The organism is Streptomyces sp. NPDC020898 (assembly GCF_044333925.1).
Classification (GTDB): domain Bacteria; phylum Actinomycetota; class Actinomycetes; order Streptomycetales; family Streptomycetaceae; genus Streptomyces.
This window is the reverse complement of the sequence record NZ_JBIRRV010000017.1, coordinates 44,073-67,383: the sequence shown is the minus strand read 5'-3', so window position 1 is coordinate 67,383 and position 23,311 is coordinate 44,073. Positions and strand designations below refer to the sequence as shown.

Below are 23,311 nucleotides of genomic sequence, written 5' to 3'. Positions count from 1 at the left end.
TGCGCTTCGGATCCATGCACGTCGGCGCCATCGTGAGCGAACGCTTGTTGTCAACGGGACAAGGAGCAACCGATGAGAAGACCGCACGCCCAACTGTTACGCCACCTGCGTACGAGGTATCTCCTCGTCGCCCTGCTGCTCAGCGTCTGTTCCGTCGTCACCGCGCCGCCGGCCGCCGCCGCGCAGACCATCGGGTTCCCCACCTTCAGCGGCCCCGCGATCCCGGCCCCGCCCGTCGCGTACACACCCGGCGACATGATGCGGAGCATCTACGACGCGGAGAGTTCGGGGACCGACTTCTGGATGGACCGTCTCCTCGCCCGCTCCGGCGACGACCCGGCCGGCCCCTGGCTGATGAGCCGTGGCCGTGCGCTCTTCATGAAGACCCACGACCCGGCGGTGCTCGGTTTCGGCGGCCAGGCCGCCTACTGGGAGAGCATCAGCAACAACAACGCCTACACGGTCGCGATCACCCCGGGCACCTTCACCGAGCAGGTCTCCCAGCGCCGGCAGATGCCCAGCCACTGGAACAGCGTGCACACCGGCGGCGCGGTCACGGTGAACCAGACCAAGTTCATCACCGACAACAACGTGGCCGTGACCAACCTGTCGATCAGGAACAACGGCAGCAGCTCAACCACCCTGCAACTACGGGCGACTTCGCCGTACGCCACCACAGGCACCGGCAGCGAACTGACCGGCCAGGTGAACGCGTACAACAACCTCACGACCCTTCGCCCCCGCCTCACCGGCGACGGTTTCACGGTGTCCGGCGGCGGCCTCAACCGCTCGGTGACAGTCGCGGCCGGGGCCACCGTGACCGCCAAGGTGGTGATGGGCTTCGTCACCGACGAGATCCCCCAGTCGCTCACCGAGTACAACGCCTACGCGGGCTACTCGAACGCGACCGCCTTCGCGACGCACGTCAGGGCCTACAACCTGTGGTGGGCGCAGAACGTGCCCTACATCGACGTACCCGAACCGGCGATCAAGAAGAGCGTCTACTACCGCTGGTGGCTGATGCGCTTCAACAACCTGGACGCCGACATCCCCGGGCAGACCTTCCAGTTCCCGACGTCGACCGAGGGCGTCCTCGGCTACAACAACGCGATCGCGCTCACCCAGCCCATGCACATCGACGACCTGAAGTATCTGCGCAACCCGGCCTACGCGTACGGGGATTGGCTCAGCGTCGGCCAGACCTCCAAGGGCGGACGCTTCCTCGACAACCCGGGTGACCCGGAGAACTGGTCCAACAGCTACACCCAGTACATCGCCGAGGCGGCCTGGAAGAGCTACCAGCTCCATGGCGGCCAGCCGGGCATCGCCGCCAGCCTGGCACGCTACGCGGAGGGCGACGTCAAGGGTCAACTCGCCCACTACGACCACGACAACAACAAGCTCATCGAGTACGACTGGGGCGCGCTGACCGGCAACGACGCCGACGCGGTCTCCTTCCACTGGAAGCCCGGCACCATGGACCGCGCCGAGTCCGCCTACCAGTACAGCGGTGCGCTGGCCGCCGCGCAGGCCTACGAGGCGACCGGCAACACGGCCAAGGCGACCGAGATGCGCACGCTCGCGACGCAGATCAAGGACGCCATCGTCAATGTGCTGTGGAACCCCAACCGGCAGTTGTTCGAACACCGGTTGAAGTCGACGAACGAGTGGGTGCCCTGGAAGGAGATCAACAACTACTACCCGTTCTCCGTCGGAGCCGTCCCCAACACCACTGCCTACAAGCAGGCGTTGCGCCTGTACGACGACCCGGCCCAGTATCCGATCTTCCCCTTCTACACGGCCAACCAGGTCGACAAGAAGGCGGCGGCCGACGCCGGGGAGCCAGGCTCCAACAACTTCTCGACGATCAACTCGACAGTCCAGCTCCGGCTGTACTCCTCGGTGTTGCGCAACTACTCCAACTCCTGGATGACCGCGACCGACTACAAGAAGCTCCTCTACTGGAACACCTGGGCGCAGTACGTCGGCGGCAACACCCAGTGGCCGGACGCCAACGAGTTCTGGGCCGACTGGAACGGCAGCAGCATCAACTACCGTTCCTGGATCCACCACAACATCCTGGGCAGCAGCAACTGGACGGTGATCGAGGACGTCGCCGGTCTGCGTCCGCGCAGCGACGCCAAGGTCGAGCTCTCCCCGATCGACATCGGCTGGAGCCACTTCACCGTCAACAACCTCCGCTACCGCAACGCCGATCTGAGCGTCGTCTGGGACGACCCCGCCGACGGCGTGGTGCGTTACCCGGGTGTCCCGGAGGGCTACTCGATCTACGTCAACGGCAACCGGGCCGCCACCGTCAACTCCCTGGTGCCCTTCACCTGGGACCCGGCCACCGGTGAGGTGACGACGAGCGGCACGGTCACCCACCACGTGGCGGTCGCCGGACTCCAGGCACCGAACCAGGTGGTCCAGAGCAGCCCGCGTATGGTCGACATGCTCGCCAAGGCCGGCGTCGACCTCACCGCCGACCTGGCCAACATCGCCTCCGGGGCGACGGTCTCGGCCTCCCACACGGGGGCCGGCAGCTCGGTGTCGGGCGCGGTCGACGGCCACCCGACCAACGAACCGTTCTGGGGCGCCGGCGGCTCCGCCAACAGCCAGGACTGGTACGAGCTGAACTTCGGCGCCCCCCGCACACTCAACGAGGTGCGCCTGCACTTCAAGGACAGCCGCCCGGCCAGTACGACGTACAGGGCGCCGTCGGCGTACACCATCCAGTACCACAACGGCAGTTCGTGGGTGGACGCCCCGAGCCAGACCAAGAACCCGGCGGCACCACGGGCCAACTACAACGTCGTGCAGTTCCCGGCGATCACCGCCCAGCGCGTCCGCGTCCTGGCCACCAATACCTCCGGCGCGAAGACGGGTCTCACCGAGGTGAAGGTCTTCAACCGGGGCGGTGTGCAGCCTCCGCAGCCACCCGTCAACCAGGCGTCCTCCGCGACCGCCTCCGCCTCCTACACCTCCCCGTGGGAGAGCGCCGCCGCGGTCAACGACGGCGTCGACCCGCCCTCGTCCAACGACACGGTGAACCCGCGCTGGGGGACCTGGCCGGAGACGGGCCAGCAGTGGGCCGAGCTGACCTGGCCGACCGCGAAGACCCTCAACAAGGCCGATGTGTACTTCTTCGACGACGACCAGGGCATCGACATGCCCGCCTCGTGGAAGCTCCAGTACTGGAACGGCAGCGCCTACGTGGACGTACCGGGCGCCGGCGCCTACTCGCTGGCCAAGAACCAGTACAACCCCGTCTCCTTCACCGCCACCAGCACCACCCGGCTACGGGTGCTGCTCACCGGCACCGGCAGCAGCTCCGTCGGACTCCTCGAAGTCAAGGCGTACGGACCCTGAAGGGATGTGCCCGAAGTGACCCGCTCCAGATGTACGGCCGTACTCGTCGCCGTGCTCGCCATGGTGGTCGCCCTCCTGGTGGCGCCGCCCGCGTCCGCCGCCGTCACCTTCTCGTCGACGGGGGTGAACCAGAACGGCGGCAACTGCCTTGACCTGCCCGGCGGTTCGACGACCAACGCCACGCAGCTCCGCGCGTTCACGTGCAGCTCGGGCTCCAACCAGAACTTCGGCTACACCCCGGTCGCCGGGACGTCCGACACGTACACGATCACCACGCAGTCCGGGCAGTGCGTCGACGTCTTCGGGGCGTCCACGGCCGACAACGCCACGATCATCCAGTGGCCCTGCCACAGCGGGACGAACCAGCAGTGGCGGCTCGTTCCGGCGACGGTCTCCGGAACCGACAAGACCTTCAACCTGGTCTCCGTCAGCTCGGGCAAGTGCGTGACGCCGAGCGGCGGTTCGTCGGCCTCGAACACCGGCCTGGTGCAACTGCCGTGCGCCACCGCGAACGGCAGGGTGTGGCGGCTGCCCGGCTTCGTCAGCGACGGCACGGGCACGCGCACCTTCACCAACCCGCTCTCCCAGCGCGGCCCGGACCCCTGGCTGACGTACCACGACGGCTCCTACTACCTCGCCACGACCACCTGGAACTCGACGGTCACCATGCGCAAGGCGAGCACCCTCGCCGGGCTCGCCACGGCCACCGACCAGGTGATCTTCAACCTGACGCGGCCCAACGGGGCGGGCACGATGTGGGCCCCGGAGTTCCATCTGCTCGACGGGCCCAGCGGGAAGCGGTGGTACTTCTACTACACGGCCGGACGGGAGCCGTACGACCTGGGCACCCAGCGCATCCATGTGCTGGAGAGCGCGGGCCTCGACCCCATGGGCCCCTACAGCTTCAAGGCCGACCTGCTCGACCCGACCCAGGACAACACCTGGGAACTGGACCCGGGCATCCTCCAGTTGAACGGCCAGCTGTACCTGCTGGGCACGTTCTACAACGGCTCGCAGCCCATGTTCATCCGGCCGCTGTCCAACCCGTGGACGGCGAGCGGCACGCGCAGGGTGCTGTCCACGCCGACCTACAGCTGGGAGACGGTCGGCGGCGCGGTCAACGAGGGCGGCGAGGTTCTGCAACGGGGCGGGAAGACGTTCATCGTCTACTCGGCGAGCCACTGCTCCACGCCCGACTACAAGCTGGGGATGCTGACGTACAACGGGGGCGATCCGCTCAACTCCGCGTCCTGGGTCAAGTCCCCGAACCCGGTCTTCCAGCGGTCCAACGCCAACGGTGTGTACGGACCGGGCCACAACGGCTTCTTCAAGTCGCCCGACGGGACGGAGGACTGGATCGTCTACCACGCCAACAACTCCGCCTCCGGCGGCTGCGACATGAACCGCTCCACCAGGGCGCAGAAGTTCACCTGGAACGCCGACGGCACCCCGAACTTCGGCACCCCGGTGGCCCTCGGCGTCACACTGACCGCGCCGTCGGGCGAGTAGCCGGGCGGGTACCGGCCGCTCCGCAGACCGCCGGTTCGGGAACCACCACTTCCCGGACCGTCGGTTTGCGGATCAGGAGCAGCGCCGCGTCGTCGTGCAGCCGGCCGCCGACATGGGACAGCAGTTCGTCGTGGAGCGCCCCGAGGGTGCGGGACGGCTCGTCGCAGACATGGCGGGCGAGTCCCTCGTCGAGCGGGTAGAAGGCGCGGCCCCGGTCGCGGGCCTCGGTGACCCCGTCGGTGTACAGCAGGAGCTGGTCCCCGTCGCCGAAGGGCAGCACCTGGAGGTCGGGGGTGTGCCCGGTGAGGGTGCGCAGCCCGAGGGGCGGGGCCGGGTGCGCGGGCTCCACCGGCACGACACCGCCGGCCGCGCGGACGAGCAGCGGGGGCGCGTGTCCGCAGTTCACCATCTCCAGGTGCCCTGTCCGCGGGTACCCGGCGACCACGGCGGTGACGAAGTCGTCGGGGCCGAGGTTGCGGGCCAGGCTGCGCTCGATCCGGTCGACGACGGAGAGGAGGTCGGGCTCGTCGTAGGCGGCCTCCCGGAACACCCCGAGCACCAGCGCGGCGGTCCCCACGGCCGGCAACCCCTTGCCGCGCACATCGCCGACGATCAGCCGCACCCCGTACGGCGTGGGGATCAGCGCGTACAGATCCCCTCCTATCCGGGCCTCGGCCGCCGCGGCGCTGTAGCGGACGGCCACCTGGAAGGGGCCCACCGTCGCCGGTACGGGCTTGAGCAGCGCGTGCTGAGCGGTCTCCGCGACCGAGCGGACGGCGGCGAGGACCCGTTCCCGGCGCCCGCGCAGCGCGCTGGCCAGGCCGCCCGCCAGGGCGACGGCCACCAGGGCGGCCAGTACGGCTGCCAGCTCGCGGCCCGGCACGCCGTCGTGGACGCCGAGGGTCGCGCCGAGCGCCACGGCGAGGAGGCCGACGCAGAGGACGCCGCGCGGCCCGTTGGTGGTGGCGGCCAGCGCGGGGCCGACGGCGAGCAGCGGCAGCCAGCTGATCCCGGCTCCGCCGGAGAGGTCGACGAGCACGACGACCGCGACGACCAGCACGGGCAGGACGGGCAGCACGGCCACGCGGTTCCTGAACGGCCGTATCGGCGAGTGGTCGCCACCATGGTGTCGGGCCTGACTCATGTTCTGTCCGCAGTCCTCACCTGTGTATGGGGGGGGAGCCCCCGAAATGCCTGTTTGATCCTGGTATCCAGGAAACGGGATCGGACGGGTCGGCAACAAGAAGAAGATTTTCAGATAGTGAGCGAGAGGCTCCTGGTCACGCGGTCGGCGATCGGGATCAGCCGTTCCCGGATCTCCGGCAGTCGGGAGCGGCGGTCCACCGGCATGGACACGCCGAGCGAGCCGAGCGTGTCGCCCCGGTAGACGGGGACGGCGACACAGACCGTGCCGAGGGCGTACTCCTCCAGGTCCGTGACGGCCGGGGCCACCGGTGAGGAATCGATACGCCGGAGCAGTTCCAGCCGGCTGGTGATCGTCCTCGGCGTGAGGTCGTTCAGGTGGTGGCGGGAGAGGTAGTCGCTGCGGGCGCCCTCGTCCAGTTCACGCAGCACGGACTTGCCCAGCGCGGTGGCGTGTCCCGCGTCCTCGAATCCCACCCAGAGGTCGACGCGGGGCGCCCGGGGGCCGTCGACGATCTCGGCCACCCGGATCTCGCCCTCCTCGTAGAAGGTGAGGTAGGCGGCGGTCGCCAGTTCGTCCCGCAGCGCGGCGAGCGTCGGCCGGACCCGGCTGAGCAGCTCCTGCCCCCGGCCAGTGGTCCGCAGGGCCTGGACCTTGTCCCCGAGGATGAACCCGCCGTCGTCCAGTTTCCGCAGGTAACCGTCGTGGACCAGGGTCCGCAGCAGGTGATAGGCGGTGGCCAGAGGCAGCCCGGTCTCCCGTGCCAGCTGCTTGGCCGGCGCGCCGTTCTCGTGCGCGCTCACCGCCTCCAGCAGGCGAAAGGCCCGCTGGACGGAGGTGATGAGCGTGGGACCTTCGTCCGCACCCATGGGACCAGCGTGCGTCAGGCGCGGAGCGCGGGCAAGGCGTGCCGGATCCCCGTCCCCCACCCACTACGTCACCTCTTCGTCGCCCCCGCGGTCGAGGTCCCGCAGGAAGTGCCAGGTCCCGAACATGTCATCCGCGTTCGGCGGTGGTCCCCCGCAGGACGAGCCGTGGGGTCAGGACGACCTCGCGGGACTCGGTACGGCCCTGGTCGAGGCGTTCGACGGCCGCGGTCACCGCGTGCCGGGCCTGTTCTCGGGCGCTCTGGCTGACGGTGGTCAGATTGAAGCAGCTCAGCCGGGAGAGGACGTCGTCGTCGTAGCCGACCACCGACACCTCGCCCGGGACGTCGACACCCGCGCGGGAGAGGGCGGCCAGGACGCCGATGGCGGCCTGGTCGTTGAAGGCGACGACGGCGGTGGGCAGATCACCGCCGTCGATGAGGTGACGGGCCGCGCGTTCACCCGCCGCTTCGGTGTGGTCGCCGCGCAGGATCGCGATGTGCGCGTCCAGGCCATGGCGGCGCATGGCGGTGCGATAGCCGCGGCGCCGGTCGGTGGCGATCACGCCCTTGCCGCCGTCGACGTACGTGATGGCGCGGTGGCCGAGTGACACCAGGTGGTCGACTATCTGGCCGACTCCGTCCTCGTCGGCGGTGCGTACGACGTCCAGGTCGGCGTCGGCGATCCGGCGGCCGACGGCGATGACGGGGGCCTTGCGGTCGAGGGCGGCAAGGGTGTCGGCGGGGGCGGTCGGACCGAGCAGGATCAGGGCCTCGCTCCGGAAGGCGAGCAGGGTCTCGACGGCGGTGTGCTCGTCGCGGGTGCGGGTCTGGGTGCTGAGGACCAGGTCGTAGCCCACATCCTCGGCCGCCGTGTGCAGATGCTCGACCAGCTCGGCGTGGAACGGGCTGTGGATGTCGACCATGACGCCGAGCAGCCGGGTCCGCCTGCTGGCCAGCATGCTGGCGGTGCGGTCGACCTGGTAGCCGAGGTCGGCGGCGGCCTTCAGGACGCGCCGACGGGTGCGCTCGCTGGGGCCGGCCACACCGCGCAGCACCAGGGAGACGGACGCGGTGGACACACCCACCCGGGCGGCCACGTCCTCCAGGCGGGGGCGGCGCCTGCTCGCACCGTCCCCGCCCCGCACGGAACCAGCCTCGTCCACTTGCGACTCCCGTCGGATCTCCTTGCGCCACGCCCTTGACACGTTCGCGAAACAAGCCGATATTACCAGGACTTAAAGCGCTTTAAATTGTCCTGATGTTCTCACCGCGATCCTGACCCGGGCCGTCGCGGTGACCCGGCCCCATCCAGCAGCCGCGGATCGCTCTCTCCTCCCATCCCCCACCTCCCCCCAATTCGTCTTCCCCCGCCCCTTTTCTCCCATTGCACAGCGAGGTGCATGAACCATGAACCGCACGTTCCTTCCCCGCTCCCGCAGAATCGCTCCGGTCGTCGCCACCGCCGCGGCAGCCGCCCTGGTTCTCGCCGGCTGTTCCAGCGGCTCCGGCGGCAAGAAGTCCGAGGAGGGCGCCGCCGAGGCCTCGGCGGGCAAGGCCAGTACCCCTCGTATGAAGATCGCGATGGTCACCCACGCGCCCTCCGGCGACACCTTCTGGGACACCATCCGCAAGGGAGCCCAGGCCGCCGCGGCCAAGGACAACGTCGAACTCATCTACTCGAACGACGAGAACGCCGGTGACCAGGCCAACCTGGTGCAGAACGCGATCGACCAGAAGGTCGACGGCATCGCGGTCACCCTCGCCAAGCAGGACGCCATGAAGGACGTCGTCGCCAAGGCGGTGGCGGCCGGTATCCCCGTCGTCGGCTTCAACGCAGGTCTGGGCGTGTGGAAGGAGCAGGGCCTGCTGTCCTTCTTCGGCCAGGACGAGTCCGTCTCCGGCCAGGCACTCGGCAGCCAGCTCAACTCCACCGGCGCCAAGCATGTCGTGTGCGTCATCCAGACCCAGGGCGACGTCAACCTCGAAGAGCGCTGCGCCGGCGTGAAGAAGAACTTCAGCGGCAAGACGGAGATCCTCAACGTCAACGGCACCGACATGCCGTCCGTGAAGTCGACGATCACCGCGAAGCTCAACCAGGACAAGTCCATCGACGAAGTCGTCACGCTCGGCGCCCCGTTCGCGCTCACCGCGGTGCAGGCCGTGTCCGAGGCCGGGAGCAAGGCGAAGGTCGCGACGTTCGACCTCAACAAGGACCTGATCTCCGCCATCGAGTCGGGCGACATCCAGTTCGCGGTCGACCAGCAGCCCTACCTCCAGGGCTACCTCTCGGTGGATTCCCTGTGGCTCTTCAACAGCAACGGCAACTACAGCGGTGGCGGTGAGCAGCCCGTGCTGACCGGTCCGGCGTTCGTCGACAAGTCCAACGTCGAGAAGATCGCCGAGTTCGCCGCGAAGGGCACTCGGTGATGTCGATGAGTCAGACAACGGCACCGGCGGCGAGTTCCTCGCCGCCGGCTCCGCCGGTCGCTCAGAAGGACGGCCGCACCAACCAGCGGTCCCTGGGGCGCAGGCTGCTGGCCCGCCCCGAGGTCGGTGCGCTCATCGCGGCGATCGGCGTGTACCTGTTCTTCTTCGCGGCGGCTCCCGCCTTCCGCGAGACCAGCGCGATGTCCACCGTCCTCTACCAGGCGTCCGTCATGGGCATCATGGCGCTGCCGGTGGCTCTGCTGATGATCGGCGGCGAGTTCGACCTGTCCGCCGGTGTCGCGGTCACCACCTCGGCGCTCACGGCGGCGATCCTCAGCTTCCAGCTGTCGATGAACGTGTGGACCGGCGTCATCGTCGCCCTGATCGTCTCCCTCGCCGTCGGTGCGTTCAACGGCTGGCTGCTCATCAAGACCGGGCTGCCCAGCTTCCTGGTCACCCTCGGCTCGTTCCTGATCCTCCAGGGCGCCAACCTCGCCGTCACGAAAATCTTCACCGGCAACGTCGCCTCCGACTCGATCGCCGACATGGACGGCTTCGACCAGGCCAAGAGCGTCTTCGCGTCCGAGTTCACCATCGGCGGCGTCGACTTCAAGATCACGATCGTGTACTGGCTGGTGTTCGCCGCGATCGCGACCTGGCTGCTGCTGCGCACCAAGTTCGGCAACTGGATCTTCGCCGTCGGCGGCAGCGAGGCCAGCGCCCGCGCGGTCGGCGTCCCGGTCAAGTTCACGAAGATCGCCCTGTTCATGGGCGTCGGCGCGGGCGCCTGGTTCGTCGGCATGCACCTGCTGTTCTCGTTCAACACCGTGCAGTCCGGCGAAGGCGTCGGCAACGAATTCCTGTACATCATCGCCGCCGTCATCGGCGGCTGCCTGCTCACCGGCGGCTACGGCTCCGCCATCGGCCCGGTCATCGGTGCCTTCATCTTCGGCATGGTCTCCCAGGGCATCGTCTACGCCAACTGGAACCCCGACTGGTTCAAAGCGTTCCTCGGCGTGATGCTCCTGGTCGCCGCCCTCGTCAATCTGTGGGTCCGCCGCCAGGCGACCCGGAGGTGAACTGATGACAACCAACGAAACCACCTCCCAGTCTTCCCCCAACGGCACGCTCACCCAAGAGACTTCGCCTGCGGACGCCGCGCCGATCGTCGAGCTGCGCAACACGGGCAAGGCGTACGGCAACGTGCGTGCCCTGCACGGCGTCGACCTCACCGTCCGCTCCGGCCAGGTCACCTGCGTCCTGGGCGACAACGGCGCCGGCAAGTCCACCCTCATCAAAATCATCTCCGGACTGCACCAGCACACCGAGGGCGAACTCCTCATCGACGGCAACCCCGTCCACTTCGCCACCCCCCGTGAAGCACTGGACGCCGGGATCGCCACCGTCTACCAGGATCTGGCGACGGTCCCGCTGATGCCGGTGTGGCGCAACTTCTTCCTCGGCTCCGAGATGACCAAGGGCCCCTGGCCCGTCCGCCGCCTCGACATCGAGAAGATGAAGCAGACCGCGGACGCGGAACTGCGCAACATGGGCATCGTCCTGGACGACCTCGACCAGCCCATCGGCACCCTCTCCGGCGGCCAGCGCCAGTCCGTCGCCATCGCCCGCGCCGTCTACTTCGGCGCCCGCGTTCTGATCCTGGACGAGCCGACCGCCGCGCTGGGTGTCAAGCAGTCGGGCGTGGTGCTGAAATACATCGCCGCCGCGCGGGACAAGGGCCTCGGGGTCATCTTCATCACCCACAACCCGCACCACGCCTACATGGTCGGCGACCACTTCAGCGTCCTGCGCCTGGGCACCATGGAACTGAGCGCCGCCCGCAGCGAGGTCAGCCTCGAAGAACTCACCAACCACATGGCCGGCGGCGCCGAACTCGCCGCCCTCAAACACGAACTGGCCCAGGTCAGCGGCGTCGACGTCGAGAAACTTCCCGAAGCCGAAGACCTCCAGGCACCCGTCGCTTCCTCCCCGGAAAGGAAGACGGCATGACCACGGCGAGAGCAACGCCCCACCGTCTCCCCGTGACCGGAAGGAACACCCAGTGAAGATCGCCCTCGACCCCTACATGATCCGCAACGTCCCGCTCCTCGAACTGCCCGCCGTGGTAGCCGAGTTGGGATACGAATGGATCGAGCTCTCCCCACGGGAGGACTTCATCCCCTTCTTCCGGCACCCACGCGTCGACGACGCGACCGTACGGAAGTTCCGCAAGGCACTGGACGCGGCGGGCGTCGGCATCTCCTCCGTACTGCCCCTGTTCCGCTGGTCGGGGCCGGACGAGGACGCCCGCCAGGCCGCCGTGCGCTACTGGAAGCGGTCCATCCAGATCGCCTCGGACCTCGGTGTCGACAGCATGATCTCCGAGTTCAACGGCCGGCCCGAGGACCCGGACCGCAGTGAGGCGCAGTTCTGGAAGTCGATGGACGACCTGCTGCCGCTGCTGGAGCAGGAGGGAATCCGGCTCGCTCTGGAGCCGCATCCCGACGACTTCATCGAGAACGGCTACGACGCGGTCAACCTGATCCGCGGGATCAACCATCCTCAGGTCAGCTTCCTCTACTGCGCCCCGCACACCTTCCACATCGGCAACGACGCCCCTGGCATCATCGAGTACGCGGGGGACCTGCTCACCCACGTCCACCTCGCGGACGTCTTCGACCACAACGCGTCGTCGGGCAACCGCTACATCCTCAACCCGCCCGGCACCACCGCCCGGGTCCACCAGCACCTGGACATCGGGCAGGGCGAGGTCGACTTCGACGAGCTCTTCGGCGCGCTGCGCGCGAACGGCTTCGACGGCACCCTCACGGCGTGTGTCTTCGCCTGGGAGGAACGGGCCAAGGAGTCCTCCGTCTTCATGCGGAAGAAGATCGACGAGTACCTGGCCGTCTGACAGCGACGCCCCACTGCACGACATTTGGGCGTGGGGCGTCACTGCCCTCTTTTTAAAGCGCTTTAAATCCTGTTGAAAGGAAACCGATCCGATGCCGTTCGACGTGCTGACCATGGGCCGCGTGGGGGTGGATGTGTATCCGCTCCAGACCGGTGTGGGGCTGGCGGAGGTCACCTCGTTCGGCAAGTACCTGGGCGGCAGCCCGACGAATGTCGCCGTGGCCGCCGCCCGTTACGGCCGCTCCGCGGCTGTGATCACCAAGACGGGCCGGGACCCCTTCGGCGACTTCGTGCGGTCGGCCCTTGAGGGCTACGGCGTCGACACCGGCTTCGTCGGTACGTCGGACATCGCGCCGACCCCGGTGACGTTCTGCGAGATCTTCCCGCCGGACGACTTCCCCCTGTACTTCTACCGACTGCCGAAGGCCCCCGACCTGGACATCCGCCCGGACGAGCTGGACCTCGCGGCCGTACGCGACGCCCTGATCCTCTGGGTGACCGGGACCGGCCTGAGTGAGGAGCCGAGCCGTTCGGCCACGCTGGCCGCGCTGGCGCACCGGGCGAAGGCGGGGGCGACGGTGTTCGATCTCGACTGGCGGCCCATGTTCTGGACGGACCCGACCGAGGCGAGCGCCTACTACGCCGAGGCCCTGCGCCACACCACCGTCGCCGTGGGCAATCTCGACGAGTGCGAGGTGGCGACCGGTGAGCGCGAGCCGTATGCCGCCGCGAAGGCGCTGCTCGCCGCCGGTGTGGAGCTGGCGGTGGTGAAGCAGGGGCCGAAGGGTGTGCTGGCCATGGGCCGCGACGGCTCGGCCGCCGAGATCCCGCCGGTCCCGGTGGACGTCGTCAACGGCCTCGGTGCCGGTGACGCCTTCGGCGGCGCCCTCTGCCACGGCCTGCTGTCCGGCTGGGACACCCGCCGCACGGTCACCTTCGCCAACGCGGCCGGCGCCATCGTCGCGGGCCGGCTGTCCTGCTCCGACGCCATGCCGACCGAGACCGAGGTCGAGGCCAAACTCCGCGAGGCGACCCTCGCCCTCCACCTCACCGAACGAAAGGTGTGACGACGTGTTGTCCGACAACGTGAACCGGATCGTGGCGGCCCGGGTGGGCGACCCCGGTGCCATCGCGGCGGCCGCCGCGCGCCGGGTGAAGGCCACCTCGCCGCTCGGTGAGCACGGCAGGGCGATGATCATCGCGGCCGACCATCCCGCACGCGGCGCCAACGGCGTGGGCGGCGACCCGACGGCCATGGCTGATCGCTTCGAACTCCTCGACCGGCTGTGCACCGCGCTGGAGCGGCCCGGCGTGACCGGAGTACTGGGCACCGCCGACATCCTCGAAGACTTGCTGCTGCTCGGCGTACTCGACGGGAAGAGCGTCTTCGGTTCGATGAACCGGGCCGGGCTCGCCGGTTCCGTCTTCGAGATCGACGACCGGTTCACCGGGTACGACGCCGAGACGATCGCGGCGATGGGCTTCGACGGCGGCAAGATGCTCACCCGCATCGCGCTCGACGACCCGGCGACCCCGGCCGCGCTGGAGAACACCGCGCGGGCCGTGGACGAGCTGAACGACCGTCAACTCATCGCCATGGTCGAGCCGTTCCTCAGTTCTTGGCAGGACGGGAAGGTCTGTAACGATCTCTCCGCCGATGCCGTCGTCAAGTCGATCACCATCGCCTCGGGGCTGGGCCGGCGCACCGCCTACACCTGGCTGAAGCTGCCGGTCGTGGACGACATGGAGCGGGTGCTGTCCGCCTCGACGCTGCCCGCGCTGCTGCTGGGCGGCGAGGTCAAGGACGCCGCCGCCGCGTTCGCGTCCTGGGGCAAGGCCCTCAAGCTGCCCACCGCGCAGGGTCTGGTCGTGGGCCGCTCCCTTCTCTATCCCGCAGGCGGCGATGTCGCCGGGGCAGTGGACAAGGCGGTGAGCCTGCTGTGAGCGACACGAGCAAGTACCACCTCCCTGCGGGGAGTTCGGCCGACGGACCCTACGACCTCCTGGTCACGCCCGAGTCGGCGGGCTGGGGATACTCCGGCCTCAGGATCCTGACCCTGAAGCCGGGCGAGGCGCACGCCCTGTCCACCCGGGACTGCGAGTTCCTGGTCCTGCCGCTGACGGGCTCCTGCACTGTCACCACGGACGGCAGGGCCTTCGAACTCGCCGGGCGGACAGGCGTGTTCGCCTCAGCCACCGACTTCGCCTACCTGCCGCCCAAGGCGGAGGCCCTGATCAGCAGCGCGTCCGGTGGGACGTTCGCGCTGCCCTCCGCCCGTACCGAGCGGAGCTCACTCTCCGCTCGGTACGGGCCCAGAGAGAACGTGCCCGTCGAGCTGCGTGGCGCCGGGGCCTGCTCCCGCCAGGTCAACAACTACTGCCTGCCGGGCACCTTCGAGGCCGAGCAGCTGCTGGTCTGCGAGGTGCTCACACCCGGCGGCAACTGGTCCTCCTACCCACCCCACAAGCACGACGAGGCGCGGCCGGGGGCGGAGTCGGAGCTGGAGGAGATCTACTACTTCCAGGTCGACGGCGGAGAACGGGCCTTCGGCTACCAGCGGGTGTACGGCACCGAGGACCGGCCGATCGACGTGCTCGCCGAGGTCCACTCCGGCGACACCGTCCTGATCCCGCACGGCTGGCACGGACCCTCGGTCGCCGCGCCCGGCTACGACCTCTACTACCTCAACGTCATGGCGGGTCCCGGTCAGGACCGCGCCTGGCTGATCTGCGACGACCCGGCACACGGGTGGGTGCGCGCGACCTGGCAGTCCCAGGACGTCGACGCCCGGCTTCCCTTCGGAGGGGACGAAGAGCGATGAACACCCTACGACTCACCACCGCCCAGGCCCTGGTCCGCTTCCTCGCGAACCAGTACAGCGAGCGCGACGGCCAGCAACAGCGCCTCATCCCCGGCGTGTGGGGCATCTTCGGCCACGGCAACGTGGCCGGCTTCGGACAGGCACTCCTCCAGGCCGCCGTCACCGGCGAGGCCGACCTGCCCTACTACCTGGCCCGCAACGAGCAGGGCATGGTCCACGCGTCGGTGGCCTACGCCAAGATGCGCGACCGGCTCGCCACCTTCGCCTGCTCTGCCTCGACCGGCCCCGGCTCGACGAACATGATCACCGGCGCGGCGCTGGCCACCACCAACCGCATCCCGGTCCTGCTGCTGCCCTCCGACATGTTCGCCACCCGCGCCGCCGACCCCGTCCTCCAGCAACTGGAAGACACCCGGGCCGGGGACATCACCGTCAACGACACCTTCCGCGCCGTGTCCAAGTACTTCGACCGCATCTCCCGGCCCGAACAGCTCATCCCGGCCGCACTCGCCGCCATGCGGGTACTCACCGACCCCGTCGAGACCGGCGCCGTCACCCTCGCCCTGCCGCAGGACGTGCAGGCGGAGGCCTACGACTGGCCCGTCGCCTTCTTCCGGCGGCGGGTGTGGCACATCGGTCGCCCGGTGCCGGAGCCGGCGTCCGTGCAGCGGGCCGCCGCCCTTCTCCGCAACGCCAGGAAGCCGCTGATCGTGGCCGGCGGCGGCGCCGTCTACTCCGGTGCCGAGACCGCGCTGCGCGCCTTCGCCGAGGCCACCGGCATCCCCGTCGCCGACACGCATGCCGGCAAGGGCGCGGTGCCCTGGGACCACCCGTACGCCGTCGGGGGCCTCGGCTCGACCGGCTCGTACGCGGCCAATGAACTGGCTCGCGATGCCGATGTCGTCCTCGGTATCGGCACCCGCTACTCCGACTTCACCACCGCCAGCCACACCGTCTTCGCCAACCCGGACGTCACGTTCGTCAACCTCAATGTGGCCCGCCTGGACGCCGTCAAGCACTCCGCCGAACCCCTGGTCGCCGACGCCCGCCTCGGCATCCAGGCGTTGGCGGGCGCGCTGACGGACTGGGAGGTCGACCCGGAGTACCGGGACCGGACACGCCAACTCATCGCCCGTACAAGGGAGATAGAGGCGATCTGCTTCGCACCGGAGCGCACCACCGGCCACCTCCCCGCCCAGACCCAGATCCTGGGCGCCCTCAACGACGTACTCAGCGACCGCGACGTCGTCATCAACGCGGCCGGCTCCATGCCCGGCGACCTGCAACAACTGTGGCGGGCCCGGGATCCGAAGGCCTACCACGTCGAGTACGCCTACTCCTGCATGGGCTACGAGGTCGCCGCCGGCGTCGGCGCGAAGATGGCCGACCCGTCGCGCGAGGTCGTCGTACTGGTCGGCGACGGCTCGTATCTGATGATGGCCCAGGAGATCGTGACCATGATCTCCGAAGGCCTGAAGGTCATCGTCGTCCTCGTCCAGAACCACGGATTCGCCTCCATCGGGGCGCTTTCCGAGGCGCTCGGCTCGCAGCGGTTCGGCACCAAGTACCGCTACCGCGACGGCGATTCGGGCCAGCTCGACGGCGATGTCCTCCCTGTCGACCTCGCCGCGAACGCCTCCAGCCTGGGCGCGGACGTTCTGCACGCCACCTCCGTCGACGAGTTCCGCGCCGCGATGGAGAAGGCCAAGGCGGCCACCCGCACCACGGTCGTTCACGTCGAGACCGACCTCTACGGTCCCAACCCGCCCGGCCACGGCTGGTGGGACGTCCCCGTCGCCCAGACCTCCGCCCTGGACTCCACCCGTGCCGCGTACGAGACGTACGCCTCCCACAAGCTCGACCAGCGCCACTACCTGTAAGGACACCCCTGACGTGACAACCATCCAGCACTGGATCAACGGGTCCGCGGTCACCGGAAGCACCTCCACCACGGCACCGGTGTTCAACCCGGCCACCGGCCAGGAGCAGGCGCGGGTCGTGCTCGGCGGCGCCGCCGAGGTCGATGCCGCCGTGGTGGCCGCCGCTGCCGCGTTCGAGACGTGGTCGGAGTCGTCGCTCTCGCAGCGCACCCAAGTGATGTTCGCCTTGCGGCAGTTGCTCGTGGAGCACGAGGAGGAACTCGGCCGGATCATCTCGGCCGAGCACGGCAAGACGGTCGACGACGCGCGCGGCGAGATCACCCGCGGCCGGGAGGTCGTCGAGTTCGCGTGCGGGCTCGGCGACGTCCTCAAGGGCAACTTCTCCGACCAGGTCTCCCGCGGCGTCGACGTACACGACTTCCGCCAGCCCCTCGGTGTCGTCGCGGGCATCACGCCCTTCAACTTCCCCGCCATGGTGCCCCTGTGGATGCACCCCATGGCCATCGCCACCGGCAACACCTTCATCCTCAAGCCCAGCGAGCGCGACCCCTCCGCCGCCAACTTCGTCGCCGCCCTGTACAAGAAGGCCGGCCTCCCCGACGGCGTCTTCAACGTCGTGCACGGCGGCAAGCCGGCCGTCGACGCGATCCTCACCCACCCCGGAATCGAAGCCGTCTCCTTCGTCGGGTCGACCCCGATCGCCAAGTACGTGCACGAACAGGCCACCGCCCACGGCAAGCGCGTCCAGGCCCTCGGCGGCGCCAAGAACCACGCCGTCGTCCTCCCGGACGCCGACCTGGAGTTCACGGCCAACCACATCACCGCCGGCGCCTACGGCTCCGCCGGCGAACGCTGCATGGCCGTCTCGGTGGCCGTCGCCGTCGGTGACGCCGCGGCCAATGCGCTCGTCGAAGCCCTGGCGACCAAGGCCCGCGAAGTGAAGGTCGGTCCCGGTGACGTGCCCGGCACCGAGATGGGGCCGCTCGTCACCAAGGCGTCGCAGGAACGCGTCGAGAACGCCGTCGGCGTCGCCGCCACACAGGGCGCCACCGTCGTCGTCGACGGACGCGGCCTGAAGGTCGACGGTCACGAGGAGGGCTTCTTCACCGGACCGTCTCTCCTCGACCGGGTCACCACCGACATGGACGCCTACAAGGAAGAGCTGTTCGGGCCGGTGCTCGCCGTCGTCCGGGTCGACTCGCTCGACGAGGCCATCGACCTCGTCAACGCCAACCCCTACGGCAACGGCACCGCCCTGTTCACCGCCTCCGGCGAGGCAGCACGCCGCTTCCAGCGCCGGATCAAGGTCGGCATGATCGGCATCAACGTCCCCGTGCCGGTGCCGATGTCGTACTACTCCTTCGGCGGCTGGAAGGACTCCCTCATCGGCGACTCCCCCGTCCACGGCCCCGAAGGCATCCGCTTCTACACCCGCCCGAAGGTCGTCACCACGCGCTGGCCGCAGCCCGCCCAGCAGGTGAACGCCGGGTTCGACTTTCCCACCTCCAGCTGATCCCCCACCCTTTAAGGACACGTGATGACCACGTCCAGCAAGCCGATCTCCGTCGCGGTGATCGGTGCCGGTATGGCCGGCCGCAGCCACGCCGCCGGGTACCGCAACGTCAACACCGTCTTCGGCGCCGGTCTGCCGCCGGTCCGGCTGGCCGCGATCGCCGACGCCAACACCGCACTCGGTGAGGACGCCGCCCGCCGCTACGGGTTCGAGAAGGCGCTGCCGGGCTGGGAGGCCGTCGCCGAGGACCCGACGATCGACGCCGTGAGCATCGTCGTGGGCAACGCCCTGCACCGGCCGATCGCCGAAGCCCTGGTCGCGGCGGGCAAGCACGTGCTGTGTGAGAAGCCGCTGGCCGGGTCGCTCGAAGACGCCCGCGCGATGGCTGAATTGGAGCGCACCGCCAAGGTCGTGACCTCCGTCGGCTACACCTTCCGTCGCTCCCCCGGCATCGCCGCGATCCGCGAGCACGTCCGGCGCGGCGAGCTGGGTGACCTCACGCTGTTCAGCGGCCGCTACTGGTGCGACTACGCCACCGACCCCAACGGCCCGCTCAGTTGGCGCTTCAAGGGCGGCCCGGGTTCCGGTGCGCTCGGGGACGTCGGTTCGCACATCATCGACGCCGCAGAGTACGTGGCCGGGCCCATCGCCTCGGTCTCCGGTGCCTCGCTGTCGACCCAGATCCCCAAGCGGCCGCTGCCGCTGGGCGCGGTCGTCGGGCACAACGCCGCCCCCGTGTCCGACGAGTTCGGGGAGGTCGAGAACGAGGACACCGCATCGTTCACGGTCCGCTTCGAGTCCGGGCTCGTGGGCACCTTCTCCGTCACGCGCACCGGCTTCGGTCTGCCCAACGGGCTCGCCTTCGACGTGCTGGGCCTCGGCGGCCGGGCCGCTTTCGACCAGCACCGGCCCGCCGAGTACCTCTTCGACGACGCCCAGCCCGACGCCCGTACGCGCGGCGCCCGGCAGATCATCGCCGGGCCGCAGCTGCCGTACTTCGCAGGCGGCGTCCCGATGGAGGCGCCGGGGGTGGGCGCCAGCAACGCCGACAACTTCACCTATCAGGCCCGCGCCTTCCTCGACCAGGTCGCGGGTGTCGCCGAGCCGCTGCCGGCCTGCGCGACGTTCGCCGACGCGCTGCGGACGATGGAGATCATCAAGGCCGTCGTCGAGTCCTCCGAGGCCGGTGGCAGGGCCGTCACGGTCCCGCCCGTCGCCTGACCACCCGTAGAGCCCGAAAGAGCCCGTAGAGAAGGAAGAGACCGATGGCCCTCAAGCTCGGCGCCTACACCGCCTGTCTGCACGACCGCACCCTCCCCGAGGCCCTCGACATCCTCAAGGAGAACGGGCTGACCTCGGTGGAGGTCAACACCGGTGGGTTCATCCCCTCCCCGCACTGCCCGGTCGACCTGCTGCTGTCCTCGGCCACCGCGCGCGAGGAGTACCTGGCGGCCTTCGCCGACCGGGGCATGGAACTGACCGGCCTCAACTGCAACGGCAACCCGCTCAACCCGCTCCCGGGCGTCGGCCCGAAGCACGCCGACGACCTGCGCCGCACGATCCGCCTCGCGGGCCTGCTCGGGGTCAGGCACGTCGTCACCATGTCCGGTACGCCGGGCTCCGACCCCGATGCCAAGTACCCGTCCTGGGTCGTCAACCCGTGGGACGGCGTCTACATGGACGTCCTGGACTACCAGTGGGGCGTGGCCGTCGGGTTCTGGAAGGAGATCGACGCGCTCGCCCGCGAGAACGACGTCCGGGTCGCCATCGAGATGCACCCGCACAACGTGGTGTTCTCCCCCGTCACACTCAGGCGTCTCGTCGACGAGGGCGGCCTGACGCATGTCGGTGCCGAGATGGACCCCTCCCACCTGATGTGGCAGGGCATGGACATCGTCGCGTCCATCAAGTGGCTGGGCCCGCTGGTCTTCCATGCCGCGGCGAAGGACGCGACGCTCTGCCCGGGCGCCGACATCCGCGGCGTACTGGACACGTCGTTCACCCGCGTGCCGGCCGACGACCCCGGCAAGGTGCCCACCGGCTACGGATTCTGGTGCAACTCCTGGCCCGAGAACCCGGCCTGGAAGTTCGTCGCCGTCGGCATCGGGAACGACGTCGCCTTCTGGACGGAGTTCCTGCGCGCCCTCGCCGAGATCGACCCGGACATGGCCGTGAACATCGAGCACGAGGACGCCGCCTACTCCCAGACCGAGGGCCTGGCCTTGGCGGCGAAGAACCTGCACAGCGCCGCGGCGGGCCTCTGATCCACCCCGCCCGTGACCCCGTTCCGGGCCGCCGGGAACGGGGTCACGTCCCCGAGGGGGTCCCGCTCGCCCGGGGGCTCTGGTACAGGCGGGCGAGTTCGACGCGGGAACTGATGCCGAACTTCCGGAAGACGTTGCGGAGATGGAAGTTCACGGTGTTCGGGGAGAGGTCGAGCCGCTCGGCGGCCTGACGGTTCGTCAGGCCCTGTACCACCAGTTCGACCACCGCCCGCTCGGAGCCGGACAGCGGCTGCCGGCCGACGACGGGGCGTGGGAGGGGATGCGGCACCTGTGCCGTGGTGAGGCCGCTCAGCAGGCGGCCCGCCCTGGCCGCCCGGGCCGTGTCCCCCGCCTGCTCGAATCCGAGGTGGGCCCTGGCCAGGTTGAGGACAACGGGGAGCCTGTCCAGTGCGTCCCCGCGCTCCGGCAGCCCGGCCAGGTCCTCCGCGGCCCAGGCCGTCCCCCATGGATCGCTGTGCGCGTACAGGGCCTCGGTCAGCAGGTGGGGGTCCTGCCGATGGAGCCCTTCGGCATGCGTCGCCGCCGTGACGACCGGCGCGAAGTCAGGGTTCGTGTCGGCGAGTCGCCGGACGGCCGCCACCGCCTCGTTCGCCACCTCGGAGGCGCCCACCGCCTGTGCGATGCGTACGATCCAGGCCGCCGCGCCCGGTTCCTCCACGAACAGGGCGGGTGAGTCGACGAGGTAGTCGTAGCGCCCGAGCAGCAGGTCGATCCCGTACGTCGGACCACCCCGTTCGACCGCTGTCTGCACAGCGACCCAGGCGGGCAGGGCGCTGCACGCGCCCAGGCTGCTCCGCTCGCTCCCCCGGTAACGCGCCACCATCCGTTCCGCGGTGTGCAGTTGGCCGGCGCGCAGGGCCACCAGGGCCCGGATCGCCCAGCACAGCGGCATGACCACGTCGTGCCTGCTGCCGATCGCCCTGTCGATGACGGCCTCGGCCACCTGGTCGGCCCGCTGCAACTCGCCGTCACGGAGCAGCAGTTTCGCCTCGGTGAACCCCGCCACGCTGTGCCGGAGGGGATCGGTGCGGAACGCCTCGTGGGTGTCGGCCCATTCCAGCAGCCAGCGGGCGATCGTGGACTCGCCGAGCCAGGTGAGTTCCAGGGCGGTGAGGGGAGCCAGGTCGAGGAAGGCGTCCCGCTCACGCATCCCCAGGGTGAGGGCGGCGGCCTCCCGGCTGCGCCGCAGGGCGGCGGAAGGCTGGCCGCCGAGCCGGGCACAGACCGAGAGCGCCATCAGCGCCTGGATCCGGGCCGGGGTGTCCCCGAACGGCCGGCAGGTACCGAGGAGCGAGATCGCGAGCTCGTGCACCTCGTCCAGCCGGCCCTCGACCAGGCGGGCGAAGATCCGGCGGGGCAGGTCGGCGCTCCGCTCCGCCGCCGGTTCGGGAGCCCCCGGCCGTGCGGAGAGTCCGGTGGGTGCCGGGGAAGCCGGCGGGCGGAGGGCCGGTCGCCGGCCCAGGCCGCCGAGCAGGACCGAGGTGACTTCCTCGACCATCTTCTGCCGTACGGCGGGCGGGGTCGTCTCGGCGAACGCCCAGCGCATCAGTTCGTACCGGAACACCAGTTCGTCGCCGTGGCGTTCCATGATGCCCGCGTCGACGATCTGCTGGATGCTCGCGACGAGCCGGGCGGCCGGCCCGGTGAAGACGGCGATGAGGCTGTCGACGCCGCAGACCGGCCCCAGGGCCGCGGCTGCCCGCACCAAGTGCTGGGCCTCGGGCGCGAGTTCGTTGAGCTGGCACGTCGCCATGGTCCGCAGCCGTTCGGGCACCGCGTCGCTCCGGCGGGCGGCTGCGCCCTGCCCGATCTCCACCTGGCCGTCCTCTACCAACCCCTGGGCCAGGGACACCACGTACAGCGGGTTCCCCGCGGCCGTGTCGGCGAGTTCCACGAGGTCGGGGTCCGGCGGGGTGCCGAGGACGTCGGTGAGGATGTCCTTGACGGCGTCGGCGTCGAGTGCCCCGAGTTCGACGCGGGTGCTCCTCCGCTCCTCCAGCGCGGAAACGAACCGGTGCCCGTCCAGTCCGTAGGCGCCTTTGCGCAACGTGATCAGGCTCAGCCTCGGCTCGTCGCGGTGTGCCTCCAGCAGCGCCGTCATCCGGGCGAACTCGACGGGTTCGGCGTTCAGCAGCGTGTCGTCGAGGACGGTCAGGACCGGGCGGTCGAACCGTATCCGTCCGCTGCCGGTGTCGCGCGCGCCGGGCGGATCCACGAGGAAGCCACGCTCCCGGGCCAGCCGCCGCATCTCGTCCACCAGCCGGGTCTTGCCGTACCCGTGGTCGCCCAGGATCAGCGCGGTTTCGCTGCGGCCCGCGGCCGCGGCGGACAACGCGTCGTCCAGGTCGCGGAGTTCAGCAGTGCGGCCCCGCAGGGGTCGGGCGTCGTCGCTCACCACGTGCGGTCGTCATGCGTTCGGAAAGTCGTCCGTCGATGCGGCGGTAGGCCGTGGGGGCGGCCGGGCAAGGAGCGACCAGGAGAACACATGGGGGGACTCTCCGGGGGTGTGCTGTGAGGGGAGCGGGTGGCCAAATCATATTCCTCCAGGGCATGTTGAGCAGGTGAACGACGTCAGAAA

At 69.6% G+C, this 23,311-nt stretch carries 17 protein-coding genes; 13 read left to right on the top strand and 4 right to left on the bottom strand.

Features of this window, described 5'->3' with window-relative positions; translation table 11 throughout:
- The first annotated feature begins 72 nt into the window (after positions 1-72).
- Positions 73-3,372, top strand: coding sequence for a discoidin domain-containing protein (locus tag ACH4TV_RS38010; protein WP_398405882.1), 3,300 nt, complete (start codon positions 73-75; stop codon positions 3,370-3,372).
- Between the two features lie 15 nt (positions 3,373-3,387).
- Positions 3,388-4,881, top strand: a complete 1,494-nt coding sequence (locus tag ACH4TV_RS38005) for a family 43 glycosylhydrolase (protein ID WP_398405881.1) — start codon at positions 3,388-3,390, stop codon at positions 4,879-4,881.
- Here ACH4TV_RS38005 and ACH4TV_RS38000 read toward each other — a convergent pair.
- The 3 genes from ACH4TV_RS38000 to ACH4TV_RS37990 all read right to left on the bottom strand — a co-directional run bounded on the left by ACH4TV_RS38000 (position 4,853) and on the right by ACH4TV_RS37990 (position 8,056).
- Positions 4,853-6,025: a PP2C family protein-serine/threonine phosphatase gene (locus tag ACH4TV_RS38000; protein ID WP_398405880.1), complete on the bottom strand. Its 1,173-nt coding sequence runs from the start codon at positions 6,023-6,025 to the stop codon at positions 4,853-4,855. The genes ACH4TV_RS38005 and ACH4TV_RS38000 overlap by 29 nt on opposite strands.
- A gap of 110 nt (positions 6,026-6,135) precedes the next feature.
- Positions 6,136-6,894, bottom strand: a complete 759-nt coding sequence (locus ACH4TV_RS37995) for an IclR family transcriptional regulator (RefSeq protein ID WP_398405879.1) — start codon at positions 6,892-6,894, stop codon at positions 6,136-6,138.
- A gap of 127 nt (positions 6,895-7,021) precedes the next feature.
- The gene (locus tag ACH4TV_RS37990) at positions 7,022-8,056 is read right to left on the bottom strand and encodes a LacI family DNA-binding transcriptional regulator (protein ID WP_398405878.1); all 1,035 of its coding nucleotides are present in this window, start codon (positions 8,054-8,056) and stop codon (positions 7,022-7,024) included.
- A gap of 244 nt (positions 8,057-8,300) precedes the next feature.
- Here ACH4TV_RS37990 and ACH4TV_RS37985 point away from each other — a divergent pair, with 244 nt between their 5' ends.
- The 11 genes from ACH4TV_RS37985 (at position 8,301) to ACH4TV_RS37935 (ending at position 20,712) form a co-directional block, all read left to right on the top strand.
- Positions 8,301-9,320, top strand: coding sequence for a sugar ABC transporter substrate-binding protein (locus tag ACH4TV_RS37985; RefSeq protein ID WP_398405877.1), 1,020 nt, complete (start codon positions 8,301-8,303; stop codon positions 9,318-9,320).
- 5 nt (positions 9,321-9,325) lie between these two features.
- Positions 9,326-10,399, top strand: a complete 1,074-nt coding sequence (locus ACH4TV_RS37980; protein WP_398405876.1) for an ABC transporter permease — start codon at positions 9,326-9,328, stop codon at positions 10,397-10,399.
- A gap of 4 nt (positions 10,400-10,403) precedes the next feature.
- Entirely contained in the window at positions 10,404-11,330 is a 927-nt protein-coding gene (locus tag ACH4TV_RS37975; protein ID WP_398405875.1) for an ATP-binding cassette domain-containing protein, read from the top strand.
- Between the two features lie 52 nt (positions 11,331-11,382).
- Positions 11,383-12,234 carry a sugar phosphate isomerase/epimerase family protein gene (locus ACH4TV_RS37970; RefSeq protein ID WP_398405874.1) on the top strand — a complete coding sequence of 284 codons (852 nt, stop codon included), beginning with the start codon at positions 11,383-11,385 and terminating at the stop codon, positions 12,232-12,234.
- A 91-nt stretch (positions 12,235-12,325) separates the two neighbouring features.
- Complete coding sequence (iolC, locus tag ACH4TV_RS37965; protein ID WP_398405873.1) at positions 12,326-13,300, top strand: 5-dehydro-2-deoxygluconokinase; 975 nt, start codon at positions 12,326-12,328, stop codon at positions 13,298-13,300.
- 4 nt (positions 13,301-13,304) lie between these two features.
- Positions 13,305-14,177, top strand: a complete 873-nt coding sequence (locus ACH4TV_RS37960; RefSeq protein ID WP_398405872.1) for an aldolase — start codon at positions 13,305-13,307, stop codon at positions 14,175-14,177.
- A complete protein-coding gene (gene iolB / locus ACH4TV_RS37955) occupies positions 14,174-15,055 on the top strand; it encodes a 5-deoxy-glucuronate isomerase (protein WP_398405871.1) in 882 nt (293 codons plus the stop codon). The genes ACH4TV_RS37960 and iolB overlap by 4 nt, the downstream gene beginning before the upstream one ends.
- A complete protein-coding gene (iolD, locus tag ACH4TV_RS37950; RefSeq protein WP_398405870.1) occupies positions 15,052-16,935 on the top strand; it encodes a 3D-(3,5/4)-trihydroxycyclohexane-1,2-dione acylhydrolase (decyclizing) in 1,884 nt (627 codons plus the stop codon). The genes iolB and iolD overlap by 4 nt, the downstream gene beginning before the upstream one ends.
- Positions 16,936-16,948: 13 nt before the next feature.
- Positions 16,949-18,448 carry a CoA-acylating methylmalonate-semialdehyde dehydrogenase gene (locus ACH4TV_RS37945; protein WP_398405869.1) on the top strand — a complete coding sequence of 500 codons (1,500 nt, stop codon included), beginning with the start codon at positions 16,949-16,951 and terminating at the stop codon, positions 18,446-18,448.
- A 24-nt stretch (positions 18,449-18,472) separates the two neighbouring features.
- On the top strand, positions 18,473-19,669 hold the full coding sequence (locus ACH4TV_RS37940; protein WP_398405868.1) for a Gfo/Idh/MocA family protein: 1,197 nt from the start codon (positions 18,473-18,475) through the stop codon (positions 19,667-19,669).
- A 44-nt stretch (positions 19,670-19,713) separates the two neighbouring features.
- Positions 19,714-20,712: a sugar phosphate isomerase/epimerase family protein gene (locus ACH4TV_RS37935; RefSeq protein ID WP_398405867.1), complete on the top strand. Its 999-nt coding sequence runs from the start codon at positions 19,714-19,716 to the stop codon at positions 20,710-20,712.
- A 43-nt stretch (positions 20,713-20,755) separates the two neighbouring features.
- Here ACH4TV_RS37935 and ACH4TV_RS37930 read toward each other — a convergent pair whose 3' ends face one another.
- Positions 20,756-23,128, bottom strand: coding sequence for a LuxR C-terminal-related transcriptional regulator (locus ACH4TV_RS37930; protein ID WP_398405866.1), 2,373 nt, complete (start codon positions 23,126-23,128; stop codon positions 20,756-20,758).
- Positions 23,129-23,311: the final 183 nt, after the last annotated feature.